The sequence below is a fragment of the Mycolicibacterium boenickei genome, from assembly GCF_010731295.1.
GTDB lineage: Bacteria > Actinomycetota > Actinomycetes > Mycobacteriales > Mycobacteriaceae > Mycobacterium > Mycobacterium boenickei.
In genome coordinates this window covers 5,573,308-5,595,769 of the sequence record NZ_AP022579.1, presented here as the reverse complement: position 1 = coordinate 5,595,769, position 22,462 = coordinate 5,573,308, and the positions used below count along the sequence as shown (strand labels likewise).

The window sequence follows — 22,462 nt, the reverse complement described above, 5'->3', positions numbered from 1 at the left end:
TCACTGGCTGCTCTGTGCGGCAGGCACTTTCGCCAGGATGGCCGCCTCGAGATCGCCGACGGTGTCGCAGCTGAGCAGGTCCTCTTCGGACAGGGCAACCCCGAGCTTGTCCTCGATCGCCACCATGCCGACGGCGAACGCCACCGAGTCCAGGCCGACGTCGTCGATGAGTCGGGATTCCCTGGTCACCCGGCGGACATCGACGTTCATGTCGTCGCGAAGGATCTCGGTGAGGGCGGCGCTGACCGCTTCGGGTGTTGTCGACTGCATGGGGTGGCACGGTACACGGCAGAGGAAAGATAGGCTAGCCTTACCCAGACGCCTGTGAAATCAATAACTGAAGCGCGCCAGACCGGTCCCGCCGTGTCGGCGTCCGGCGTCGACAACTGTTGCCGAAGGCACCATCTCGGCGCTCACCACACCGCTCTCGCGGGTGATTTCATCGATGATCTCGAAGGCTCCCGCGATCCGGCGCGGGGTGTCCACCACGATGGTCGTCACCGGCACCTGCCGTCCGAATTGAAACAGCCGGTCCCCGTGCGGCTTGTCGTGGCCGCTGAACCCCCACACCGCGCGCAGCACGGTGGCACCTCCTGCCGCGCCCGTCTGCATCAGCCTGCGGACGATCGCCCGGTGGACGGGGACACCGTCGTGGTGCGCGGTCTCGGAGGTGTGCACCATCAGCTTCTGCCACAGCGGCAGGCCCTGGGCATCGGTGTCCGGAAGCTCGGCAGGACGGGCCAGCAGTTGACCGTCCTGCTTACACAGCTGCGCGCGCTCCACGGTGAACAGCGGGTTGTTCTCCAGAAGTTCGGTGAGCTCACCCAGCACGGCGTTCACCTGCGCCCCGGTGCCCAGTCCGATGATCATGAGCGGTACTTCGGTGTTGCGGCTGAAGAACGCGGCGCGTCGACGCCGGCCGTGCGCGGTGCCATCGACCCCGAGGAACACGGTCGCTCCCGCGAAACCGCGCCGGTGCAGCAGATCGCACACCGCGCGGTAGGCCGGCACGCCACGGATCCGCTGATGACGGCCGACGTACACGGTCAGCTTGCAGGTGTCGGTCACGGTCGGCGCGGGCGACTCGCGGCGGATCAGTTGGGCGCGTTCCACGGTGATCAGGCCACGGGGGATCAGCGCCACGGTCTGTTCGGCCAGTCCGGAGATCTTGTCTGCGGCATCGACGGCGGCGATGGCGATCGGGGGATCCTCCGAGGCGCTCAGCGTCTCGTCGGTGCGCAGGTGATGGTGTGGGCCGAAGCTGGAGATCCCGCGCAGCATCACGCTGATCGCGATGTCGCTTTCGCCGTACAGGTCCAACAGCGCATCGGCGACGAAGCGTTGCTCGTGGCGGAGCCGCTCGGCGAAGTACGCGGTCAGCTTGAGGTAATCGGTGGTGGTCACAACCGGCCTCCCACCGACATGCCCAGCCACGCCGCGACCAGGCCGAGCGCCACGCTGACGACGATATTGCTCACCGCGGGCCCGATCCGGCGCTCCTCGCCCAGCCGTTGCGTCTCCAACATCCAGGTGGAGAACGTCGTATAGGAACCGACGAATGCGGTACCGGCCAACAGTGCGGCGTGCCGGTCCAGGGCCAGGCCGCCCAGGAACCCGAGCAGGAATGCGCCGCTGAGGTTGACCGCCAGGGTGCCGAACGGGAACCCCCGGGTGTGCCGGGCGGACACCGCGCGGTCGAGCAGGAACCGGCAGACCGCCCCGACGCCGCCCAGCAGCAGGACGCCGGTCCACACCATCACGGTCGTCATCCGCGCACCGCGGCCCGGCGCACCATCGCGGTCGCGATCGCCACCGCGAGCAGACCGGCGGCGATGCTGGCCGCGGTATAGCCCGCCGCCAACGCCCAGTTTCCGTGCTCGAGCATCGTCACCGTCTCGACCTGCATCGTGGAGAACGTGGTCAACCCGCCGCACACGCCGGTGCCCAACAGTGGCCGGCGGTAACTGGACACCGGCAGTCGTTCCAGCAGCCGCGTGGTGAAGTACCCCAGCAGAAACGCGCCGACGATGTTCACGATGAACGTCGGCCACGGCCAATGTCCGGGTTGAGGTGCCGCCAGCACAGCCAGGCCGGCGCGGGCGAGGGTGCCCACGGCGCCGCCGACGAAAACCGCGGCCAATTCTCGGGGGTCATGGCCAAACATGAAGTAAAAGTATGGCGTCTGGTGTGCGAGTGCCGGGCATCGACATCCGTTCCGGAGCACAATCGGGTCCATGGCTGCCAATCCCCGCGCCGGACAACCGGCTCAACCCGAGGATCTGATCGACATCGCCGCGGTGGTGACCGCCTACTACACCCGGCGGCCCGACCCCGACGACATTGCGCAGCAGGTGGTGTTCGGAACCTCCGGGCACCGCGGCTCCAGCCTCGACACCGCGTTCAACGAAGGCCACATCCTGGCCACCACCCAGGCCATCGTCGAATACCGCGCCGCGCAGGGCACCACGGGCCCGCTGTTCCTCGGCCGTGACACCCATGCCCTGTCGGAACCGGCCTGGGCCTCGGCACTGGAGGTGCTGGCCGCCAACGATGTTGTGGCGATGATCGATTCGGCCGACCGCTACACCCCGACACCCGCCGTCAGCCACGCCATCCTGACCTTCAACCAGGGCCGGGATGCGGATCTGGCGGACGGGATCGTCGTCACCCCATCCCACAACCCGCCGCGCGACGGTGGCTTCAAATACAACCCGCCCAACGGCGGTCCCGCCGACACCGAGGCGACCAGCTGGATTGCCAAGCGCGCCAACGAGATCCTGCGTGACGGGTTCAAGGAAGTGAAACGCATGCCGCTGTCGCGGGCGTTGCAGATCGCCCAGCGGCATGACTACCTCGACGCGTATGTCGCGGATCTGGCCAATGTGGTGGACCTGCATGCGATCCGGGCCGAGGGCATTCGCATCGGTGCCGACCCGCTGGGCGGGGCCAGCGTGGACTACTGGGGCGCGATCGCCGAGCGGTACAACCTGGACCTCACGGTGGTTAACCCGCTGGTCGACGCGACGTGGCGATTCATGACCCTGGACACCGACGGCAAGATCCGGATGGACTGCAGCTCACCGAACGCCATGGCATCGCTCATCGCCAATCGAGACGAGTACCAGATCGCCACCGGCAACGACGCCGACTCTGACCGGCACGGCATCGTCACCCCGGACGGCGGGCTGATGAACCCCAACCACTATCTGGCCGTTGCCATCGACTACCTCTACACCCACCGGCCCAACTGGCCGGCAGACACCGCGGTGGGCAAGACCGCGGTGAGCAGTTCGATCATCGACCGCGTGGTGGCCGGGCTGGATCGCAAGCTGGTCGAGGTGCCGGTCGGGTTCAAGTGGTTCGTCGACGGGCTGATCGGCGGCGGTATCGGCTTCGGCGGCGAGGAGAGTGCGGGGGCCTCGTTCCTGCGCACCGACGGGTCGACCTGGACCACCGATAAGGACGGCATCATCCTGGCGCTGCTGGCCTCGGAGATCCTGGCGGTCACCGGGTCGACGCCCTCGCAGCGGTACGCCGAACTGGCCGAACGCTACGGGTCTCCTACCTATGCACGCATCGACGCGCCGGCCGACCGGGAGCAGAAGGCCCGGCTGGCCAAGTTGTCGCCCGAGCAGGTCAGCGCCACCGAGCTGGCCGGTGAGCCCATCACCGCCAAGCTGACCTCAGCACCGGGCAACGGCGCAGCGCTGGGCGGGCTGAAGGTGACGACGGAGAACGCCTGGTTCACCGCACGGCCGTCGGGCACCGAGGACGTCTACAAGATCTACGCCGAGTCTTTCCTCGGCCCCGACCATCTTGCGGAGGTGCAGGAAGCCGCCAAGGACGTGGTTAATACAGTCATTGGGTGAGCCTTACGGAGGACGACTGTCAGAGCGTCACCAAGTCGAAGCTGCCTGGTGAAGTCTGGGTCCTGATCGTCGCCAACGCGGTCATCGCGCTCGGCTACGGCGTGGTGGCGCCCGTGCTGCCGGCCTATGCGCGGCACTTCGGCGTCAGCATCAGCGCCGCGACCTTCGTCATCACCGCGTTCGCGCTGATGAGGCTGTGTTTCGCGCCGGCCACCGGCATCTTGATCCAGCGGCTGGGGGAGCGCCGGATCTATGTGTGGGGCCTGCTGATCGTTGCCGTCACCACGGGTGCCTGCGCGTTCGCGCAGACGTATTGGCAGCTGTTGTTGTTCCGGTCGCTGGGCGGTGTCGGGTCGACGATGTTCTTCGTCTCAGCCCTGGGCCTGATGATCCGCGTGAGCCCGGAGGACGCCCGCGGCCGGGTGGCCGGCATGTTCTCCTCGGCGTTCCTGGTCGGGTCGGTCGGTGGGCCGGTCCTCGGCAGCCTCACCGCTGGGCTCGGCCTGAACGCACCGTTCGTGATCTACGGCGCCGCCCTGTTGGTGGCCGCCGCGGTGGTGTTCATCAGCCTGCGCCACTCGTCGCTGGCCGCGCCCGCCCCGGACGAAGGCCCGAAGGTGACCGTGCGCACCGCGCTGCGCAACTCCGCCTACCGGGCAGCGCTGTTGTCGAACTTCGCCACCGGCTGGTCGGCCTTCGGGCTCCGAATTGCCTTGGTGCCGTTGTTCATCGTCGACGTGCTCCATCGCGGTCCTGGGATGGCGGGCCTGGCGCTGGCCACCTTCGCCGTCGGCAATGTGTCCGCGGTGATCCCCAGCGGCTACCTGTCCGACCGGGTGGGGCGACGGGTGCTGCTGATCGTCGGGCTCACCGCGGCCGGGATATCGACCGTGATGGTCGGGTTCACCGACGGGCTGACGCTGTTTCTGGTGAGCGCCTACATCGCCGGCTTCTCGACCGGAATCTTCACCGCGCCACAGCAGGCCGCGGTGGCCGACATCATCGGCAACAAGGCCCGCGGCGGCACCGCAGTGGCGACGTTCCAGATGATGGCCGACGTCGGATCGGTCGGCGGTTCACTGCTGGTGGGGCTGATCGCGCAGTACCTGTCGTTCTCGTGGGCCTTCGTGATCAGCGGGGTGATCCTGCTGGTCGCCGCCGTGGGCTGGATCTTCGCTCCGGAGACCCGCGGACGGCCCTCCGCAGAGCACACTCCGGCCCGCGCGCTGGGCCCGGAGGCCGGTGGAGAGGTCCCCTGAGCAGCGATTTTGAACCTGGGGTAGCGGTGGTGTAACTTCGTGGGGCACGACAAACGGGGCTATGGCGCAGTTGGTAGCGCACCACACTGGCAGTGTGGGGGTCAGGGGTTCGAATCCCCTTAGCTCCACGTTTGGAAAACCCGCTCTGACTTCGGTCGGGGCGGGTTTTTTGGTTTGCTGGCGGGTTGGAGTCCAGTCGAATTTTCCACGTTCGCCACCAGCGTGTGAGTGGGTTTCGTCGACCTACCTCGGCCTCGCGACCACTTCGCGCTCGACGTTGACGGACGACACCCACGATTCGACCTTCATGGGCTACATGAGCGCAGATCCGGGATGGGTGCCGGCCATTGCGTGAGGCAAGTGGCCGTCGCTCAATCACAAAATTGACGATCCAGTCAGATTATTAGTTGAAAAGCCACAGAGAAGTCTGATTGGACCGGTACCGTTCCGCTCGTGAAAAGCCAAGCGGTCAGCCGCCGCATCAAGCTATCGATCGCCGTCGCAGCAAGTTTCGCGTCCGTAGCGATGGTGGTGCCGGGAAGCGCTCACGCCGATGAGCGGAGTTACCTGGCGGCGCTGGGGCCCCAACTCTTGCCCACGACATCCTTGCTGACGCTCGGTCGTACCATCTGCGACAAGCTCCGCTACGGGGGTTCAACGCCCGAAAACGTCCTGATGTCGTGGGAGTTGGTCGGCTGGGCAAATCCTCAGATGGTGGAGGCCGCACAGCATGAGTTGTGTCCGGACACGCTCGCGCCCGCGCCCTGACGAAAGGCGGTTCTGGCCGACTTGAAGTGCCTCACTTCAAGTCGGAGAGGCCAATTCACGTGGCGGGCCCTCCGGCACACCGTTCACGGCCGATCGTCAAAAAACTTGACGATCGGCCAGATGAACAGTTGTGCGGCCTCCGCAACCCCGGACCGGGCCGGTTCGAACATGGCCGCCCGATGGCAATGCCGACCTCACTCCAAGTCGGACAACACTTTTCGCGCAGCTTCGAGTTCGGCTTCGAGCGCGGCCACCTTGGCGGCCTGCTGTGAGCGGGCCTCCTCGATGACTTCGTCGATGGGCGTGGAGAGGTCCTCGTGCAGCTCCTTGGCTGCGCGCGAGACCGCGGCGGCTGCGACCGCCACGTTGCGGGCCAGGTAGGTGGTGCCCTGCTTGAGTTCTGCGTGCCATTCGCCGTCGGCGGTACCCGTGACAGTCAGGGTCAGCTCGATGGTCTTGGCTTTCTTGCCCGGTGCCTTTTTGGCCGGCGCTTTCTTGGGCTTGTCGTCGGCAGGCGCTTCGGAGGCGGGCGCTTCGGAGGCGGGCGCGTTGCTCTCGGGTGTGCTCTCGGCCGGGGAGGTCAATGCGTCGGGAGTGTCGGCGTCGATGGTCAACGTTTCTGGCGCCTGAGTGTCTACAGTCATCGTCACGACGAACTCCTTCTAAGCATCGCTTGCGCTGGGCGGGCTGGCGGTCGCAGATATTAGAACACACGTTCGATGTGAATGGTCAAGTCGACGCGCCCACCGCGCTCACTTCGCCCGTTGGACAGCCTCGCTGATTCGAGCGCCGATGACAGAGCTCTCCAAGTGCTGGAGCAGGTCGCGCGGATCGTCGAAAATTCCCTGCGCACCGGCCTTTTCGAGCTCAGAGTCGGCAACGCCACCGCATCGCAGACCGATGAAGGGCACCCCGGCGCGGGTGGCGGCTTCCCCGTCCCACACCGCGTCACCGACGAAGACCGCCCGACCGGCGGATACGCCGGCGCGTTCGAGGGCCACCTCGACGATGCCAGGGTCGGGCTTGGCGGTGTCCACGTCCCTCGATGACGTTGCCGCCGCGATGGCGTCGTCGCTGTCGAGAATCTTTCGGGTGATGGCGAGTTCGTCTTCAGGTGCGGAACTGGCCAGCACGATCCGCACCCCGTTCTCGGCGAGTTGGTGTAGCAAGTCGCGGGCCCCGGGAAGTCGGACGATCAGGTCCGCGCTGTCTCTGTAGAGGCTGCTGTGCCGGTCCTTGAGCCGTTGCTGCACAGCATCACTGGCGTTCCCGGACAGAGTCCTCACGAGGGTGCTGCCGTCCATGCCGATACTGCGATGTATTCGCCAGGACTCCACGTCGATGTTCTCCTCGCGGAACGCCTGGGCCCAGGCGTGCACGTGAAGGTAGTTCGAGTCGACGAGCGTTCCGTCGACGTCGAACAGCACCGCAAGGGGATTGCTCGACGCACTTGGCATGCTGCGCGGTGTACCCGTCTGACAGTGGGGCAAACGGGGCGCTGGTTGCGCTCAGTCCTCAAGCCCGTATTCGTCGAACCAGTAGGCGAGCTTGCCGCGCCGGCTCACCGCGCGCAGCCGGGCTTCGGCGTCGTGCCGTGTCTTGCTGGTGGTGACGATCAGCAATTCGTCGCCGACCGCGATGCGGGTGTCCGGTAGCGGGACGAACGTGCGGCCGTTGCGGATGATCAGTGTGATGACCGCCGGGTCGGGAAGTCGCAGTTCGAGGATCGTCACATTGTGTAAGCGGGAATGAGGCTGCACGGTCATGGTCAGCAGCTCGGCGTCGAGCACGTCCAACGGTGCGGCTTCGACCTGGATCTCGCGGGTGATGTCGCGGGTGATCAACCCCAGCGCGTTCGCCACGAATTTGATACTGGGCGCCTGCACCAGGGTGAAGATCACCACGAGGACGAACACGATGTTGAGCAGCCGGTAGCTGTCCGGCACGCCTGCCACGATCGGGAACGTGGCCAGCACGATCGGCACCGCACCGCGCAGCCCCGCCCACGACAGGAAGAGCTGTTCGCGTAACGGGATCCGGAATCCCGCCAGCGACAGCACCACGGACACCGGCCGGGCGATCAGCAGCAGCACGAGCCCGATGACGATCGCTGGGATGATGTCGCCGGCGAGATCGTGCGGGTTGACCAGCAGCCCGAGCAGTACGAACAGCCCGATCTGGGCCAGCCAGCCCACCCCTTCGGCGAAGGACCGGGTGGCGGACTTGTGCGGCAGACCCGAGTTGGCCAGGACCACCGCGGACAGGTATGCGGCGATGAAACCGCTCGCATGGGCACTGCCCGCGGCGGCGAACGCGATGAAGCCCAGCCCGAAGGTGGCGATCGGGTAGAGACCCGAGGCGGGCAGCGCGATACGGCGCAAGGCGAACGCTCCGGCGAAACCCACGCCGAGGCCCAGTAGGGAACCGGTGATCAGTTCGTAGAGCAGGTCGGTGATGGCGCCTTCGGGGTGGAACACGAATGGCACCACGCTGAACATCAGCACGAGGATGACTGCCGGCGCGTCGTTGAAACCGGATTCGGCCTCCAGCAGCCCGGCTAGACGCCGCGGTAGCGGCAGGATCCGAAGCACCGAGAACACGGCCGCCGCGTCGGTCGAGGCGACGATCGCCCCGAGCAGCAGCGCGAGTTGCCAGTCCATGCCCAGCAGCAGGTGGGCGCCGACGGCGGTGATGACGGTGCTGACCACCACGCCGACGGTGGCCAGCGCCGAGGCGGGCGCCAGCACGCCGCGGATATCGGAGAACCTCGTGGTCAAACCACCTTCGACCAGCACGATCGCCAGTGCCGTCGTGCAGACGTTGCGGGCCAGCTCGACGTTGTCGAATTCCAGCCCGATCCCGTCGACACCCAGCACCATGCCGACCAGCAGGAAGAACAGCAGGCTGGGGAAGCCGATGCGGGTTGCCACGCGCGTGCCGATGATGCTCGCCAGCAGCACGATGCCGCCGGTGAGCAAGGTCAGGTACAGCTGGTTCAGGCTCATCGAGAATTAGTTAATCAGGACGAAGGGCCGTGAGTGTGCCGTGCGAATAGGCGAAAATGACTGAGTGGCGGAACGGAATATGCGAGTAGTGGTTGCCGGCGCAGGCAATGTGGGCCGTTCCGTTGCGCGCGAATTGCTCGAGAACGGCCACAAGGTCTTGCTGATCGAGCAGCTGCACCGCCGATACGAGCCGCACACGGTGCCGGGCGCCGACTGGTTGCTCGCCGATGCCTGCGAACTCTCCGCGATGGAGGAGGCCGGCATCGAAACCTGCGACGTGTTGATAGCTGCCACCGGTGACGACAAGTCCAATCTCGTGGTCGGGTTGCTGGCCAAGTCCGAGTTCGGCGTGCCGCGGGTGGTGGCCCGCATCAACGACATCCGCAACCAGTGGTTGTTCGGTCAGGAGTGGGGTATCGACGTGGCGGTGTCGACGCCGGGGTCCCTGGTGGCCGGTATCGAGGGCGCCATCGACGTCGGGCATCTGGTGCGGTTGATGACGCTGCGCGGGGGTCGCGTCGAGCTGACCAAACTCACGCTGCCCGAAGACAACCCCGTGGTCGGTCAGCGGGTGGACCGCTTGGATCTGCCGGTCGACACCGCGCTGGTCACCGTCGTGCGTGGCAACAAGGTGCGCCTTCCCAAGCCAGACGACGTGCTGGAGGCCGGCGACGAGTTGCTGTTCACCGCCAATCGCACCTCCGAGAACTCACTGCTGGCCGCCATCCATGGCGGGGAGTTCCTCCGGGAAGTGGTTTCCGACGAGCCCTAGGCTCGTGGCATGGATGCCGAAGACGCCGAAGCGCCGGAACGCCGGCTGGTCATCAGGGTCAACTCGAACACCAAGATGTCACGCGGCAAGGCTGCCGCACACGCGGTGCACGCCGCGCTGAAGCTCTACGGCATCGAGTACGACCATCCGGTCATCGTGATCGGCGGCAAGCCCGACGAGATCTTGGCGCAGACGGTGCATGTCCGCGACGCCGGGCGTACCGAACTGGAACCCGGCACGCTGACCGCGGGGGCGAGCTGGGAGTACAAGGACCGCACCGACCCCGACGAGGAGGTGTAGGCGCTATCCCGTTGCGGCCGTGTGTTCTTCGCGCCCGGAAAGGTTGGGGAGAGCCAGGCCCAGATGCTCACGTAGCGTCGTTCCTTCGTAGTCGGTGCGGAACACCCCGCGTTCCTGCAGCAGCGGCACCGCGCGGTCGACGAACGGGTCGAGCCCGCCCGGGGTGACGTGGGGGACCAGGATGAACCCGTCGCTGGCATCGGATTGCACCAGATGATTGATGGACTCGGCGATCGTGGTGGCCGAGCCGACGAAGTTCTGTCGCCCGGTGACCTCGATGATGAGCTCGCGGGTGGAGAGGTTCTCGGCTTCGGCCTTGGCGCGCCATTCGTTGGCGACCGCGACCGGGTCCCGGTGGATCCGCACGCTGGCCCGGCCCTTGGCGATGGTGTTCTCTCCGACCACCGGGTCGACGGTGGGCAGCGGCCCGTCCGGATCGTGATCGGAAAGGTCTCGGTTCCAGAGTTGTTCGAGGAATTTGATCGCGGTGGCGGGGGAGACTTGTGCCAGTCGCACCTCGTGGGCCAGCTCGGCGGCTTCGTCGTCGGTGTCCCCCAGGACGAACGTGGCTGCGGGCAGGATCAGCAACTGGTCGTGGCGGCGGCCGTACTTGGCCAGGCGGCCCTTGACGTCGGCATAGAACTTCTGGCCGTCCGCCAGCGTCCCGTATCGCGAGAAGATGGCGTCGGCGGCCGCTGCGGCGAATTCGCGGCCCCGGTCGGAGTCGCCGGCTTGGAAGATCACCGGGCGCCCCTGTGGGCTGCGCGGCACGTTGAACCGGCCACTGATGTCGAAATGGTCGTTGCGGTAGGCGAATTGGCCGGCACCGGGATCGGACAGGAACACGCCGTTTTCCTTGTCCGCGACGATCTCGTCACCGCGCCAGGAGTCGAACAGCGTATGGGCCGCGGCCAGGAAGCTCTCGGCCCGCTCGTAGCGCTGGTTCTCGGGCAGGAAGCCGCCGCGGCGGAAGTTCTCTCCGGTGAACGCATCCCATGAGGTGACGACGTTCCAGGCGGCCCGGCCTTCGGAGAGGTGATCCAGTGAGGCGAATTGCCGTGCCACCTCGTAGGGCTCGTTGAACGTCGAGTTGATGGTTCCGGTCAGTCCGAGCCGGTCGGTCACCGCCGCCAGCGCCGCCAGCACCGTGAAGGTGTCCGGGCGCCCCACGACATCGAGATCATAGATTTCGCCGCCCTGTTCGCGTAGCCGCAGCCCCTCGGCCAGGAACAGGAAATCGAACTTGCCGCGTTCGGCGGTCTCTGCGAACCGCACGAACGAATCGAACTCGATATGGCTGCCGGATTCGGGATCGCTCCACACCGTGGTGTTGTTGACCCCGGGGAAATGCGCGGCCAGATGAATCTGCTTGACGGGCTTGCTCATGGGCGTTTCCTGCTCGTGTCAGACGGTCGAGTAGCGGTTGGCGGGACGCGTGAGCCCGAGCAGGCCACGCAGCGTGGACGCTTCGTACGACTCGCGGAACAGGCCGCGGCGTTGCAGCTCGGGCACCAGCGCATCGGTGATCTGCTGTAGGTCGTGCGGCAGGGATGCCGGTCGCAGCCGGAAACCGGTGACCCCGGCGGTCTGCCAGGACTGCAACAGATCAGCCAGCTGATCCGGGGTGCCGACGAAAATCTCTGCATCACTGCGGTATTCGGTGCCGGCCAGTTCGTCGAGCCGGTCTCGCCGGGCTCGCGCGGCGTCGGGCGTGTCGTCGAGGAACACCGCCAGATCGGCGAATACCCGCACGGGCGGAAGCTGCGTGGGCCGGAGCGCCGCAATGGTGTCGACCAGGGCGGTGGCCTCGTCGCCGCTGTGCGGGGTGATGAACCCGACGTCGGTGCTGCCCGCGATGAGCTGGTAGGCAGGGTCGACGTGGCCGAGGGCTGCCACGATGGGTTGACCCTGCGGCGGCCGCGGGGTGATCGACGGCCCCTTCACGGAGAACGTCGCACCTTCGAAATCGATGTAGTGCAGTTTGTTCCGGTCGATGAACCGCCCACTGGCCACGTCCCGGATCTCGGCGTCGTCCTCCCAGCTGTCCCACAGCCGGCGCAGCACTTCCACGTAATCCGCTGCCTCGCCGAACAATTCGGCGGTGAGGGCGGCACGGTCCTCGGGCAGCTCGCGTCGACCGAAGTGGGCCGCGGCATCCCGGCGGGAGGACACCTGGACTCGCACCCCAGCCCGGCCCGTGCTCACATAGTCGAGGGTGGCGATGGATTTGGACGCATGGAACGGCTCGGTGTGGGTGGTGATGATGGTGGGCACCAGGCCGATGTGGCGGGTACGGGGTGCAACGCGGGACGCGATGAGCACGGCGTCGAGGCGCCCGCGCAGTCGGTCGGTGCGGTCATCGGGGCGGAACGGATGATCGGACTGCAGGGTGAGCCCGTCTTCGATGGTGACGAAGTCCAGTAGGCCGCGTTCGGCCTGGCTCACCAGGTCGGTCCAGTACCGCGGCGAGAGCGTGTCGCTCGCGCGGGCCGACGGCTCCCGCCAGGATGCCGGGTGCCAGCCGGTGCCATCGAGTGCGACGGCGAGGTGCAGTGGGGTGCCCATCGACGGTTCTCACTTTCAGTCGCGGTCTCTGGCGACAACGCGAGCTCACACCCGAGTAATCCCGAGCGGGAGCTGTCGCGACTGTCCAACCCAGTCTGACCTGCCTGAAGAGATCGACGCAGGGTGATGCGAAAGTGCGATTGGTCGCTGTCCACCGGCCTCGGGAGGCGAGCGACCGGGCGGACGATGTGTCAGCCCGGCCGTTTGGACCCCATGGGCTACTGCGGAGCTGCGGTTGCCCGCTGACGTGTGGATTTGATGGAGTCGGACAGCGTCCAGAAGGAAAGACCGAGCAGTGGAATGTCTTTCAAGAGGAACTCGCCGGTGAGTGAAAGCGCGGGAAACCCGCCGCCCTTGGGTTCGGTGACGCCGGGTGTGGTGAACAGAAAGCTGACCGTGGCGAGGAACAGCAGTATCGCCAACAGGCTGCCGACTATGGACAGCTTGGGCGCGATCGGCTTGACCGCGATGAGTACGGCTGCGGTGAGTTCGAATACGCCGAGCAGCGCAGAGAACGGGTAGATCGGGAGAAAGTTGTACAGCCACCCCATGAAGGGGCTGTGGGCAACCAGGGGCTGGATCTGATGAGCCTCGAAGTTCGCGAACTTGAGGGCGCCGATCCACCCGATGACCACTACGAGGCCATAACGGCCAAGAATTGCCGCGATAGTGTCGATCGTCGAAATATGGACTGCATCAAGTAGTTTCGTTCGGTTTGCCGATGTCGTCATGGTGATTCCCTTGCTAGTTGGCCGTGCCGATGGGTGTTGTGGATCAACGTAACTCAAAATGGGTTACACAACCCAAATATAATCACCAGGGCGGAGAAGACGTGGCGGTCCTGGTGTGGCCCATGTCGAAGAATGCGTTCGCACGCGGCGTCGGTGCGCGCTCTTGGGGGAAGTATTGGGTTAAGTGACCCAATCGGGTTATGATTCGAGCATCACAGGGTCCGGGTGGGCGGAGGGTGCCGCGTTGACTGTGCAGCGATCACGCCCGGAGCGGGTGGCCTTGTTCTCCGATGCCGTGTTCGCGGTGCTCATCACCATCCTGGTGCTGGAGTTGAAACCCCCGGCCGTGGACACTTTCGGAGCGCTGCTGACGCTGTGGCCCACGGCGTTGAGCTATGCGGTCAGCTACCTTTTCATCGCGATTGTCTGGATGAACCATCACCATCTGTTGAGCTATGCGCAGGCAACGACGCCTCGGCTGGTCTGGTCCAATTTCCTACACCTGTTCGCGGTGTCGTTGATTCCGTTCAGCACGGAGTGGATCGCGGATACTCAGCTGGCGTCGGCCCCCGTCACCCTTTACGCGCTGATCTTTGTCGTCGTCAACGTGACCTGTGTGGCGTTGTGTTGGGAGGCCGTCGACCAACCGTCGCACGAGGCGGCCTCCGCCAGGCTGCGGCGCCTACTGCGCATGCGTTCAGTGGTCACGATCGGGGTATTCGGCGCTTCCGCTGTGGTGGCGGTCTGGTTCCCGGCAACGGCGATGGTCCTGATCTGCGCCTGCCTGGTCCTTTATCTGCGTCCTGACCCGGTGCGGGCAGAGGGGCGGCAGGCGGTCGAGCGAGCGTGAGACCGATCCTCGTGGGTCGCTGGGACTGCCCTGGCGGTTTTACAGGTCCAAGACCAGATCACTGGCGGGCGCAGCGCAGCAGATGAGGGCCGACCCGGGTGCGGGTGGGTCAAGTGGATCGGTCACGTAATCGAAGCTGCCGGTGATCACCTCGGTCGCGCAGAGATGACATACGCCGCTCCGGCAGGAGTACCGCGTAGGGACGTCGCAGGCCTCGGCCAGTTCCAACACGGTGCGGTGTCGCGGCGACCAGGGCACAGTCAGCCCTGAGCGGGCGTAGGTCACCGCGACGCCGCTTCCGGGTTCGCCCGCTGGAGGGTGCGGGCGGCGTGTCTGCGCTGTCGGCAGGGATCCCGGATTCACCGCCTGCCGGGCACCGAACAATTCCGAGTGGATACGCGTGATTCCGGCAGCGGTCAGCGCAGCGGCCATGTCTTCCATGAACTTCGACGGTCCGCAGAGGAATGCGGTGGCGTCTACTGGCAACGCGAGCGCGGCGACCTGCACGTCGTCGAGGTGTCCGCCGGGCGCCGCGGTGTAGAAGTCGTGCCGTTCGGCATTCGGCAGTGCTGTCAACAGCGTGGTGATCTCGTCGCGGAACGCATGCGAGGACTCGTCACGCGTGGTGTGGACCCAGATGACGCGCCGGGAGCTGGACGTGGTCGCCAGGTGATGCAGCATCGCCAGCACTGGTGTGACACCGATGCCTGCCGACATCAGGATGAGTGGGCCCGGGGAATCGACAAGGCGGAAATCCCCACGCGGGGCCCCGACGTCTACAGACGTTCCGATGGTCGCCGTGTGATGGAACCACTGGCTGACGAAGCCGAGAGGCTCTCGCTTCACACTGATTCGGTACCTGTCGCCCGTTGGGGCTCCCGATAGTGAATAGCTGCGTAGGGCCGGGGGTTGCCCGAGTGCAGTGACGCGGATAGTCACGTACTGGCCGGGCAGCGGAGCAGGGAGGGGGTCGTCCGCCCGCAACTCGAATGACGCTACATCGCTGGTCTCGCGGTGGATGGCGCCGATGCGCATCGGACGAAAGCCTCGCCAAGCCGATTGGGGTTCGGCGGGGGGATCGGCCGACAGCAGCTCATGAAACGACTGTGCCCATCCAGGGCTCAATGCGGGGATTTCGGCGGCCAGGCGCATGCCGTCTTTGTCGGGATCTGGAAGGTAGAGCATTGCGTCGACCGCCGCGACGGACAACCGGTGACGGCCTTGTCGGGTTTGGACGATGTGATCGCCGGCGCAGACCCGTCCTTCGGTGATGACCCGGAAGTAGAACCCCGGGCGGTGATGGGCTACCAGAAGTCTCGGCATGTCCGCTATTCCGAGGCGCATACCCACCCTGAAACAGGTGACGCGGGGTTGGGTGACCTCGAATTCCGCGTCGCCGATCCGATATCGATCTCCGATGCACACGGTGTCGTCCGGCAGTCCGGATACGGTGAAGTTTTCGCCGAATTGCCCGGGTGACAGGTCATCGCGCCCCAACTCGCGTCGCCAGTAGTCATAGGACTCGGTCTGATAAACCATGACCGCACGGTTCTCGCCGCCGTGACCGTTGAGATCGCCCTGCCCATCGCCGTCGACATTGAGGCGGCGGACCTGAACGGGTCCCTCGACGGGCTCCTTGTAGATCGCGGTATGGATCGTCTTGCCCTGCCACGAAATATCTTTGGGCATTCCGACATTCACAGAGAGCAGCCGTGCCATGGCGCTCCTTCCCGATGCCGGTGCTGCGCGCTCGACGAGTCACCAAAGGGCCAGGACGGGCGGTAGGCAATTTTGGGTTTCCTACCCCAATATTGCACCGCAGGAGGGTGGCGTCAATCGCTGGTCGATCAGCCGGTCTGGGCGGCGCCACGGCGCGCTGACTCAATCGTGAATCTCATAATGTGGGAGGGCGGTAGACTGGTCGGCAAATGTACACCGCAGGCCCTTCCACAGGATTTACGGCCAAGGGCCGTGCTACCCGCGAACGCATCCTGCAGTCCGCCGCTCGGGTCATCCTCGATGATGGTCTGTCCGGGCTGAGCCTCGACAAAGTCCGGCAGGCCGCCTCGGTCAGCGGTTCGCAACTCAGCCACTACTACACCGACAAGCAGGCGTTGATCCGGGCGGTGATGGAACGGCAGATGGAGGTCGTGCTCGGGTTTCACCGCCAACCGGTGCTCGGCGGGCTGGACACTTTCGACGACTTCGAGCGCTGGCTCGACCTCAACATGCGCTACCTGCGCAAGATCGGTTACACCGGAACACCGACCTACCACGCGCTGGCAGGTCAGCTGATGAAGTCCGATGAGCAAACCCGGCGCGCGCTGGCGGCCGGGTATGAACAGTGGATCTCCCAGCTGGAGCAGTCGTTTCAGCGGATGCTGGATCGCGGGGTGCTGGTGACATCGGCGGACCCCAAGGCGCTGGCGATGGTCGTGGTCGCCGGCCATCAGGGCGCGGGCACACTCACATTCGCCTACCGCCAGGAGTGGCCGCTGAGTGACACGCTCCGGTTTGTCGTCAATTACCTGCGCCTGTTCGCCGCCGATCCCGCCGAACGGGTCGCACGTCCTCCGCGCCGGCAACGGGACCGGCGGAAGCCGGCAATTGCGGCTGACGACGCGTCGCAGCGATTCACGAGCAAAGGCCTTGCGACCAGGGCTCGCATCATCGACGGTGCCGCTGAATTGATGTTCCGGGACGGGGTCGGCGGCACCAGTCTCGATGATGTGCGCCGGGCGGTCGGAGTGAGCGGGTCGCAGATCGCCCACTACTTCACCGACAAGCGGGACCTGACCCGGCAGGTGATCGCGGCACGCGCAGACGATGTCCTTGAGTTTCACCGGCAGCCGGAGTTGTCGGCGCTCGGCAGCCTCGCCGCGATTCGTTCCTGGGCCAAAGCTTGTGAACGCCAACTGGAAACGGTCTACCTCCGCGGTGGATGCATCTACGGCTCATTGACCGGCGAGCTTCTCGAAGACGCCCAAGTTCTTGATGACCTGGCCGCGGGCTACGAGAAGTGGATCGACCTGTTCTGCTCCGGGCTGAGCGCGATGCGCAGTAAGGGCGAACTCGTTGAGCAAGCCGACCCGCATCACCTGGCAGTGGCGCTGGTCGCGGCGCATCAGGGCGGAACCATGCTGGCTTTCGCCACCGGTAGGCCAGAGCCGTTCCGTGCGGTGGTCGGAGCGGCGGTCGACTATGTCGCATCCTTCAGTTCCGCACCCGAGAAGCGTTCACGACGAGTGGCTCCGCGGCGCACCGCCACGTCCTAGCCGACATCGAATTCTGGCCGGTTGCAGGTCGCCCTGGACAAAATGGGTGATATGACCCAGAATATTGGGGTGTAAGACCCAATGAGCAAATGTGTTGTCTGCGGGCTGCGATCGGTCGAGCGGAACGGTCAACTCGAAGAGCGGGGAAGACTCCATGGGACTGGCTTGGCAACAGGGCCCACTGGCCTCCGGGTCCGTCGGCCAGTTTCTGACTCCGCAACCGTTGCCAGAACGGCTACTGTTCGCTGAGCCGCTGCGACGCCGAATGCGGGTCAAGTTGGGCGACAAGTGGATTGCCGACAGTCAAGACGTCGTCTTGCTGCACGAGCCCGGCCGCTACCCGGTCGCCTACTTTCCGGTGGAGGACCTCAGCCCGGGAGTCCTTGATGCCGAAGGGGTTATCACCGAACACCCCGACCTGGGCCAGGTGGAATGGTTCAGTGCCCAGTCCGCAGATCGCGCAGTCAAACGGGCCGCCTGGCGATTCAGTTCCCTCCCTTCGCACGCCGGTGTGCTCGAGAACCGGTTCGCCTTTGCCTGGCGGGCGATGGATGCGTTCTTCGAAGAGAATGAGCGCGTCGTCGGTCACGCGGCAGATGCGTACCACCGCATCGACATCCGGTCGACGTCCCGGAACCTGATCGTCCGTCACGGTGACCGGGTGATCGCCGAGACGAGCCGGCCCCTGGCGCTGTATGAATCGGGATTCGCGGTCCGCTGGTACGTTCCCCGTGCGGACATCGACGAATCCGCCCTGAAACCTGTTGAGGGGCAGACATTCTGCCCATACAAGGGGCTGGCCAGCTACTACGACATCGGCGACACGCGCCGGGCGGCATGGTCGTATACAGAGGCATGGACCGAGGTTGCCAGAGTGCGCAACCTCATCTCGTTCGAGCCGGACAAGATCGAAGTCCACCTCGACGGAAGGCGGCTGGAACTGGAGCCCGGACAGAACGTCATGCCGCACGGCGTCGACCGCGGGTTGGACCCCGCAGAGATTCTCGGCCGGTCAGAAGACGAACGGTGACGATCCAGGCCAGGCTCGAAGTCATCACCGTGCCGGTGTCCGACCCGGACCGGTCGTTGCGCTTCTATCGGGATCAGGTCGGTTTCGTACTCGATGTGGACTACGCACCGACGCCTGAATTTCGCGTGGTCCAACTGACGCCGCCCGGGTCAGGCACCTCAATCCAGTTCGGAGTCGGATTGACAGACGCCGTGCCGGGCAGCCAACGCGGCATCTACCTGGTGGTATCGGATATCGAAGGCTATCGGGACGAGCTCATCGGACGCGGTGTCGCCGTCGGTGACATCGTGCACAAAGACGCCGACGGCGGGTGGCGTGGTGGCTTCCGGCCTGGTGTTGATCCGAACCGGTCGGATTACGCGAGCTTCGCCGACTTCCTTGACCCCGACGGCAACTCCTGGGTGCTACAGGAACGTGACCACCACCCAACGACTACACACGGAACGGATTGACCATTGACCATCCAGAACTCCGAATCACACCCGCCAGACGAGGACTCCGACACCGGTATCTACGACGTCATCGTTCTGGGGGCCGGCCCGGTGGGCCAAACCGTCGCCGCCCGGGCACACGCCGCAGGCCTGACCGTTGCGGTCATCGAGCGCGAACTCGTCGGCGGTGAATGTTCTTATTGGGGTTGCGTTCCGAGCAAGGCGCTCTTGCGCCCGGTACTCGCGGTCGCCGACGCCCAACGCATAGACGGTGCGCGGGAGGCGGTTTCGGAACCCATCAACGTGAAGGGCGTGTTCGGCCGTCGGGACCGTTATGTGACCGAGTGGAATGACGGCGGCCAGGCCGAAACGGTTGCCGCCATGGGTGTCGACCTGATCCGGGGGCACGGGCGTCTCGACGGCCCGCGCCGTGTCACGGTCGCCGCGTCCGGCCGGGAGGCCCGAGTGTTGACGGCCCGCCGCGCGGTGGCGGTGTGCACGGGTAGCACGGCGGCGCTGCCTGACATACCCGGTGTGGCCGAGGCGAAGCCGTGGACGAATCGCAAAGCCACTGACAGCAGTGAGGTCCCCCCGCGGTTGGCGGTCGTGGGTGGCGGGGGAGTCGGAGTGGAGATGGCGACGGCCTGGCGCGGCCTCGGATCCGAGGTCACGTTGTTGGTGCGGACTGCCGCCCTACTGCCCAGAATGGAGACTTTCGTCGGCGAGCATGTCCTCCAGGGGCTTTCGGCATCCGGCGTCGACGTGCGCACTCAGGTCACAGTCGCCGAGCTGCGGCGCAACTCACCGGCAGAGCCCGTCGAAGTGATCCTGAATGACGGGGACCGTCTCGAAGTCGATGAGATCCTCTTCGCGACCGGACGTACGCCGAACACTGCCGACATCGGACTGGAGACGGTCGGTCTGTTGCCCGGGTCATGGCTCGACGTCGACGACACATGCACTGTCCGCGGGGTCGGAGGCGACTGGTTGTACGGACTGGGCGATGCGAACCACCGCGCGTTGCTGACCCACCAGGGCAAATATCAGGCGCGCATCGTTGGCAACGTCATCGGCGCACGGGCACAAGGGCTTCCGCTCGACGCGTCACCCTGGGGTCCGCATCTCGCCACGGCGGACGCCGTCGCCGTGCCGCAGGCATTCTTCACCGATCCTGAAGCCGGCTCGGTGGGACTGACCTACGCGCAGGCTGCCCAACAACTACGTCGAGTGAAGGCCGTCGATGTCAACATCGGTCAAACCGTTCCCGGAGCGAACTTCTACGCTGACGGCTATACCGGACAGGCCCGGCTCGTCGTAGACCTCGAACGCGAAATCCTGGTCGGAGCCAGCTTTGTCGGCCCCGGGGTGGTCGAATTGCTGCACGCGGCCACGGTCGCGGTCGCCGGGGAGGTCCCCATCGACCGCCTCTGGCATGCGGTGCCCTGCTTCCCGACCATCAGTGAGGTGTGGCTGCGGCTGCTGGAAGCGCACCGCGACTCCGACCCGTCAGACTGAGGCCACGGCCCACGGTGTCGGGGCGTTCGGGCATCCGCTCACGTCGCCTACGCGATGTGCTCTCCGGCCGTGGGGGCGGTGAAGGTGTCGTCGAGATAGCCGCGGAGTTCGCGGACGTCGGCGTCGAGCAGGGCGAGGTAGCCGTCGGGACGCACGAGTGTCAGTCCCGCGCCGCCTGCCGGAGCGGTGTCCTGCCGGATATCGATCAGGGCGGCATGGGGCCCGATGGCGGCGTGGAGTCCGCGCGGCTTCGGACCGGAATGCAGCAGGGTGAACCTGGTTGAGTCGAGGACATCGGTGCGTGGGAAGCGGTCGCCGACTTCCAGATGCGCGTCTTCGGTACCTCCGGTGCCGTCGCGGTAGGAGACGTCGAGCTGAGTCAGGGCGCGCCCCAAGACTCGCTGAACAGTGGGCCGCGCGGTGACGTGAGGTGCCAGATGACGGCGACCGAAAGCAGCAATGGGGTTGCGCAGCAGGGTCATCCGGGTTGCTCGCCGAGTGCCCTTGACCAGCCGGTGCGCCACCGGAGAGCGTTCGGCGGCGTAACTGTCCAGCAGCTCGGGTGCAGCCTGGCCGTGTACCACGGCCGCCAGTTTCCAGCCCAGGTTGAACGCGTCTTGAATGCCCGTGTTCATTCCCTGCCCGCCCACCACGGAATGCACATGCGCGGCGTCGCCGGCGAGGAACACTCGTCCGACAGAATGCCGGGCGACCTTGCGCTGGTTGATGCGAAATCGGCCGGCATAGCTGACTTGGGCGACGCGGGCCCCTGCCGGCGCACACCGGTCCACCGCCGTCTGCAGTTCCTCGAAAGTCACGTCGCCGACGGGGGATTGACCGGGCCGGTACGCGATGGTGAGGCGGTGCCGGTTGCCGGGCATCGGGAAGTAGGCGACGAATCGGCCCCGGTTGAGGAACGAGTAGAAGATGTCGTACGGCAGCGTCCAGTCCATGTGGACATCGGCGACGGCGAAGTTCTCCTCGAAAGCCGCGCCGACGAACGGTACCCCGAGCTGGTGCCGCACGGTGCTGTGGGCGCCGTCGCAGCCGATGACCCACGGCGCGTGGGCCTGCTCGGTCAGGCCGGTGCGGTGCTGCAGGGTGATTCGGACGTCGTCGGCTGACTGGGTGAGGGCGGTCAGTTCGACGCCACGTTCGACCGCCACGCCGTGCTCGGCCAGGCGGGCGGTCAGCAGTGCTTCCACCTGTGGTTGCGGCAGCATCAGCAGGTAGGGATGAGGCGTGGCCAGCGTGCCGATGTCCAGGTGCAGGAATCGCTTTCCCTCGCTGAAGACGTTGAATTGGGTGACCGGGACCCCGTCGGCCACCGACGCTTTCGCAAGGCCCAACTTCTCGAACAACTCCAGCGTTCTCGGCTGTACGCCCAGCGCGCGGGTCTCGGTCGTCGGTGCGGCAGCGCCGTCGACGATGCGGACGGCGACGCCACGCCGGGCCAACTCGATCGCCATCGTGAGCCCGGTCGGACCGGCGCCGACGATCAGAACCGCTGAAGTCATCGAGCCTGGCCGTGCGCTGGGGTGGAATCCAGGCCGGGGTACTCGGGAACCCAGGCGGTCGGACGCGGAATCCATCGTGGAACGTTGCGCCGGAATTCGTCGTACGGGGCACCGAACCGGCGGCGTAGGTGAGGTTCCTCGAAGGCCGGAATCGCGATCACCGTCAGCGTGCAGAACAGCGCGAACCAGCCGAACAGCCAGGGCGAGGCCATGACGACGGCGGTACCGAGCTGGATGCAGAACACCGCCGTCATCATCGGGTTGCGGACGTGCCGGTAGGGGCCTTCCACCACCAGGTTGACCGGTGAGCCGATGGCCAGGGCGCCCTTGCCGATGCGGTCGAACAGGATGACCGTCCACACCAGGAACCACAGCCCGAACGCGATCAACGCACTGCCCGCGATGGTGCACAGCCAGCCCGACGTGGTGCCCAGGTCGGGGGCTTCTGCGCCGGTCAGCCAGATGATCAGGCCCGGAATGAAGATTGTCATCGTTGCCGGGGCGATCAGCACAGAGATCGTGTGCCGCCACCAGAGTCGCCGTTGCGTCATGTCGAACCCCTTTCTTCAACCACT

The 22,462-nt window shown here is 65.8% G+C and carries 23 protein-coding genes and 1 tRNA gene; 11 read left to right on the top strand and 13 right to left on the bottom strand.

All coding sequences use genetic code 11. The features are described 5' to 3' along the window. Genes G6N57_RS26755 through crcB (G6N57_RS26740) form a run of 4 tightly spaced genes read right to left on the bottom strand, consistent with a single transcriptional unit; the run spans position 1 to position 2,164 of the window. Positions 1–270, bottom strand: a complete 270-nt coding sequence (locus G6N57_RS26755) for a mycobactin biosynthesis acyl carrier protein MbtL (RefSeq protein ID WP_019348478.1) — start codon at positions 268–270, stop codon at positions 1–3. A gap of 60 nt (positions 271–330) precedes the next feature. Next, complete coding sequence (locus G6N57_RS26750; RefSeq protein WP_077743707.1) at positions 331–1,404, bottom strand: DUF190 domain-containing protein; 1,074 nt, start codon at positions 1,402–1,404, stop codon at positions 331–333. Continuing rightward, positions 1,401–1,769, bottom strand: a complete 369-nt coding sequence (crcB, locus tag G6N57_RS26745) for a fluoride efflux transporter CrcB (RefSeq protein WP_077743708.1) — start codon at positions 1,767–1,769, stop codon at positions 1,401–1,403. The genes G6N57_RS26750 and crcB (G6N57_RS26745) overlap by 4 nt, the downstream gene beginning before the upstream one ends. Then, entirely contained in the window at positions 1,766–2,164 is a 399-nt protein-coding gene (gene crcB, locus G6N57_RS26740; protein WP_077743709.1) for a fluoride efflux transporter CrcB, read from the bottom strand. The genes crcB (G6N57_RS26745) and crcB (G6N57_RS26740) overlap by 4 nt, the downstream gene beginning before the upstream one ends. A gap of 70 nt (positions 2,165–2,234) precedes the next feature. Here crcB (G6N57_RS26740) and pgm point away from each other — a divergent pair, with 70 nt between their 5' ends. From pgm to G6N57_RS26720, 4 genes are all read left to right on the top strand, one after another. Further along, entirely contained in the window at positions 2,235–3,869 is a 1,635-nt protein-coding gene (gene pgm / locus G6N57_RS26735; protein WP_077743710.1) for a phosphoglucomutase (alpha-D-glucose-1,6-bisphosphate-dependent), read from the top strand. Then, positions 3,866–5,128, top strand: coding sequence for an MFS transporter (locus G6N57_RS26730; RefSeq protein WP_077743711.1), 1,263 nt, complete (start codon positions 3,866–3,868; stop codon positions 5,126–5,128). The genes pgm and G6N57_RS26730 overlap by 4 nt, the downstream gene beginning before the upstream one ends. 55 nt (positions 5,129–5,183) lie before the next feature. Continuing rightward, positions 5,184–5,256 (top strand) — tRNA-Ala (locus G6N57_RS26725). Positions 5,257–5,581: 325 nt separating this feature from the next. Further along, entirely contained in the window at positions 5,582–5,896 is a 315-nt protein-coding gene (locus G6N57_RS26720; RefSeq protein WP_133118322.1) for a DUF732 domain-containing protein, read from the top strand. A 194-nt stretch (positions 5,897–6,090) separates the two neighbouring features. Here the strand turns inward: G6N57_RS26720 and G6N57_RS26715 are convergent, their stop codons facing one another. The 3 genes from G6N57_RS26715 to G6N57_RS26705 form a co-directional block, all read right to left on the bottom strand. After that, the gene (locus G6N57_RS26715) at positions 6,091–6,540 is read right to left on the bottom strand and encodes a DUF6319 family protein (protein WP_077743713.1); all 450 of its coding nucleotides are present in this window, start codon (positions 6,538–6,540) and stop codon (positions 6,091–6,093) included. Positions 6,541–6,648: 108 nt separating this feature from the next. Next, positions 6,649–7,353, bottom strand: a complete 705-nt coding sequence (locus G6N57_RS26710; RefSeq protein WP_077743714.1) for an HAD family hydrolase — start codon at positions 7,351–7,353, stop codon at positions 6,649–6,651. A gap of 51 nt (positions 7,354–7,404) precedes the next feature. Further along, entirely contained in the window at positions 7,405–8,901 is a 1,497-nt protein-coding gene (locus G6N57_RS26705) for a potassium/proton antiporter (protein WP_077743715.1), read from the bottom strand. A gap of 79 nt (positions 8,902–8,980) precedes the next feature. Here G6N57_RS26705 and G6N57_RS26700 point away from each other — a divergent pair, with 79 nt between their 5' ends. Both G6N57_RS26700 and G6N57_RS26695 read left to right on the top strand, forming a co-directional pair. After that, the gene (locus G6N57_RS26700) at positions 8,981–9,673 is read left to right on the top strand and encodes a potassium channel family protein (RefSeq protein ID WP_077743716.1); all 693 of its coding nucleotides are present in this window, start codon (positions 8,981–8,983) and stop codon (positions 9,671–9,673) included. Positions 9,674–9,682: 9 nt separating this feature from the next. Continuing rightward, on the top strand, positions 9,683–9,973 hold the full coding sequence (locus G6N57_RS26695; protein WP_077743717.1) for a hypothetical protein: 291 nt from the start codon (positions 9,683–9,685) through the stop codon (positions 9,971–9,973). A 3-nt stretch (positions 9,974–9,976) separates the two neighbouring features. On the opposite strand, the gene G6N57_RS26690 is transcribed toward G6N57_RS26695, so the two are convergent. From G6N57_RS26690 to G6N57_RS26680, 3 genes are all read right to left on the bottom strand, one after another. Then, complete coding sequence (locus G6N57_RS26690) at positions 9,977–11,359, bottom strand: NtaA/DmoA family FMN-dependent monooxygenase (protein WP_077743718.1); 1,383 nt, start codon at positions 11,357–11,359, stop codon at positions 9,977–9,979. 18 nt (positions 11,360–11,377) lie between these two features. Further along, the gene (locus G6N57_RS26685) at positions 11,378–12,538 is read right to left on the bottom strand and encodes an LLM class flavin-dependent oxidoreductase (RefSeq protein WP_077743719.1); all 1,161 of its coding nucleotides are present in this window, start codon (positions 12,536–12,538) and stop codon (positions 11,378–11,380) included. Positions 12,539–12,756: 218 nt separating this feature from the next. After that, positions 12,757–13,269: a YkgB family protein gene (locus tag G6N57_RS26680; RefSeq protein WP_077743720.1), complete on the bottom strand. Its 513-nt coding sequence runs from the start codon at positions 13,267–13,269 to the stop codon at positions 12,757–12,759. A gap of 250 nt (positions 13,270–13,519) precedes the next feature. Here G6N57_RS26680 and G6N57_RS26675 point away from each other — a divergent pair, with 250 nt between their 5' ends. Next, positions 13,520–14,119, top strand: coding sequence for a TMEM175 family protein (locus G6N57_RS26675; protein WP_234815678.1), 600 nt, complete (start codon positions 13,520–13,522; stop codon positions 14,117–14,119). A gap of 39 nt (positions 14,120–14,158) precedes the next feature. On the opposite strand, the gene G6N57_RS26670 is transcribed toward G6N57_RS26675, so the two are convergent. Next, a complete protein-coding gene (locus G6N57_RS26670; protein WP_077743721.1) occupies positions 14,159–15,838 on the bottom strand; it encodes an MOSC domain-containing protein in 1,680 nt (559 codons plus the stop codon). Positions 15,839–16,047: 209 nt separating this feature from the next. On the opposite strand from G6N57_RS26670, the gene G6N57_RS26665 reads away from it, so the two are divergent. From G6N57_RS26665 to G6N57_RS26650, 4 genes are all read left to right on the top strand, one after another. Continuing rightward, positions 16,048–17,394, top strand: a complete 1,347-nt coding sequence (locus G6N57_RS26665) for a TetR/AcrR family transcriptional regulator (protein ID WP_077743722.1) — start codon at positions 16,048–16,050, stop codon at positions 17,392–17,394. A 154-nt stretch (positions 17,395–17,548) separates the two neighbouring features. Then, positions 17,549–18,424, top strand: a complete 876-nt coding sequence (locus G6N57_RS26660) for a DUF427 domain-containing protein (RefSeq protein WP_077743723.1) — start codon at positions 17,549–17,551, stop codon at positions 18,422–18,424. A 2-nt stretch (positions 18,425–18,426) separates the two neighbouring features. After that, positions 18,427–18,876 (top strand): VOC family protein, encoded by a 450-nt coding sequence (locus G6N57_RS26655; protein WP_077743894.1) that lies wholly within the window; start codon positions 18,427–18,429, stop codon positions 18,874–18,876. 3 nt (positions 18,877–18,879) lie between these two features. Continuing rightward, positions 18,880–20,370, top strand: a complete 1,491-nt coding sequence (locus tag G6N57_RS26650) for a dihydrolipoyl dehydrogenase family protein (RefSeq protein WP_097925993.1) — start codon at positions 18,880–18,882, stop codon at positions 20,368–20,370. A gap of 47 nt (positions 20,371–20,417) precedes the next feature. On the opposite strand, the gene G6N57_RS26645 is transcribed toward G6N57_RS26650, so the two are convergent. Together G6N57_RS26645 and G6N57_RS26640 are read right to left on the bottom strand one after the other, a co-directional pair. Next, positions 20,418–21,887 carry an FAD-dependent monooxygenase gene (locus tag G6N57_RS26645; protein WP_162564027.1) on the bottom strand — a complete coding sequence of 490 codons (1,470 nt, stop codon included), beginning with the start codon at positions 21,885–21,887 and terminating at the stop codon, positions 20,418–20,420. Beyond that, positions 21,884–22,438 (bottom strand): methyltransferase family protein, encoded by a 555-nt coding sequence (locus G6N57_RS26640; protein WP_077743725.1) that lies wholly within the window; start codon positions 22,436–22,438, stop codon positions 21,884–21,886. The genes G6N57_RS26645 and G6N57_RS26640 overlap by 4 nt, the downstream gene beginning before the upstream one ends. Between the last annotated feature and the right edge of the window lie 24 nt (positions 22,439–22,462).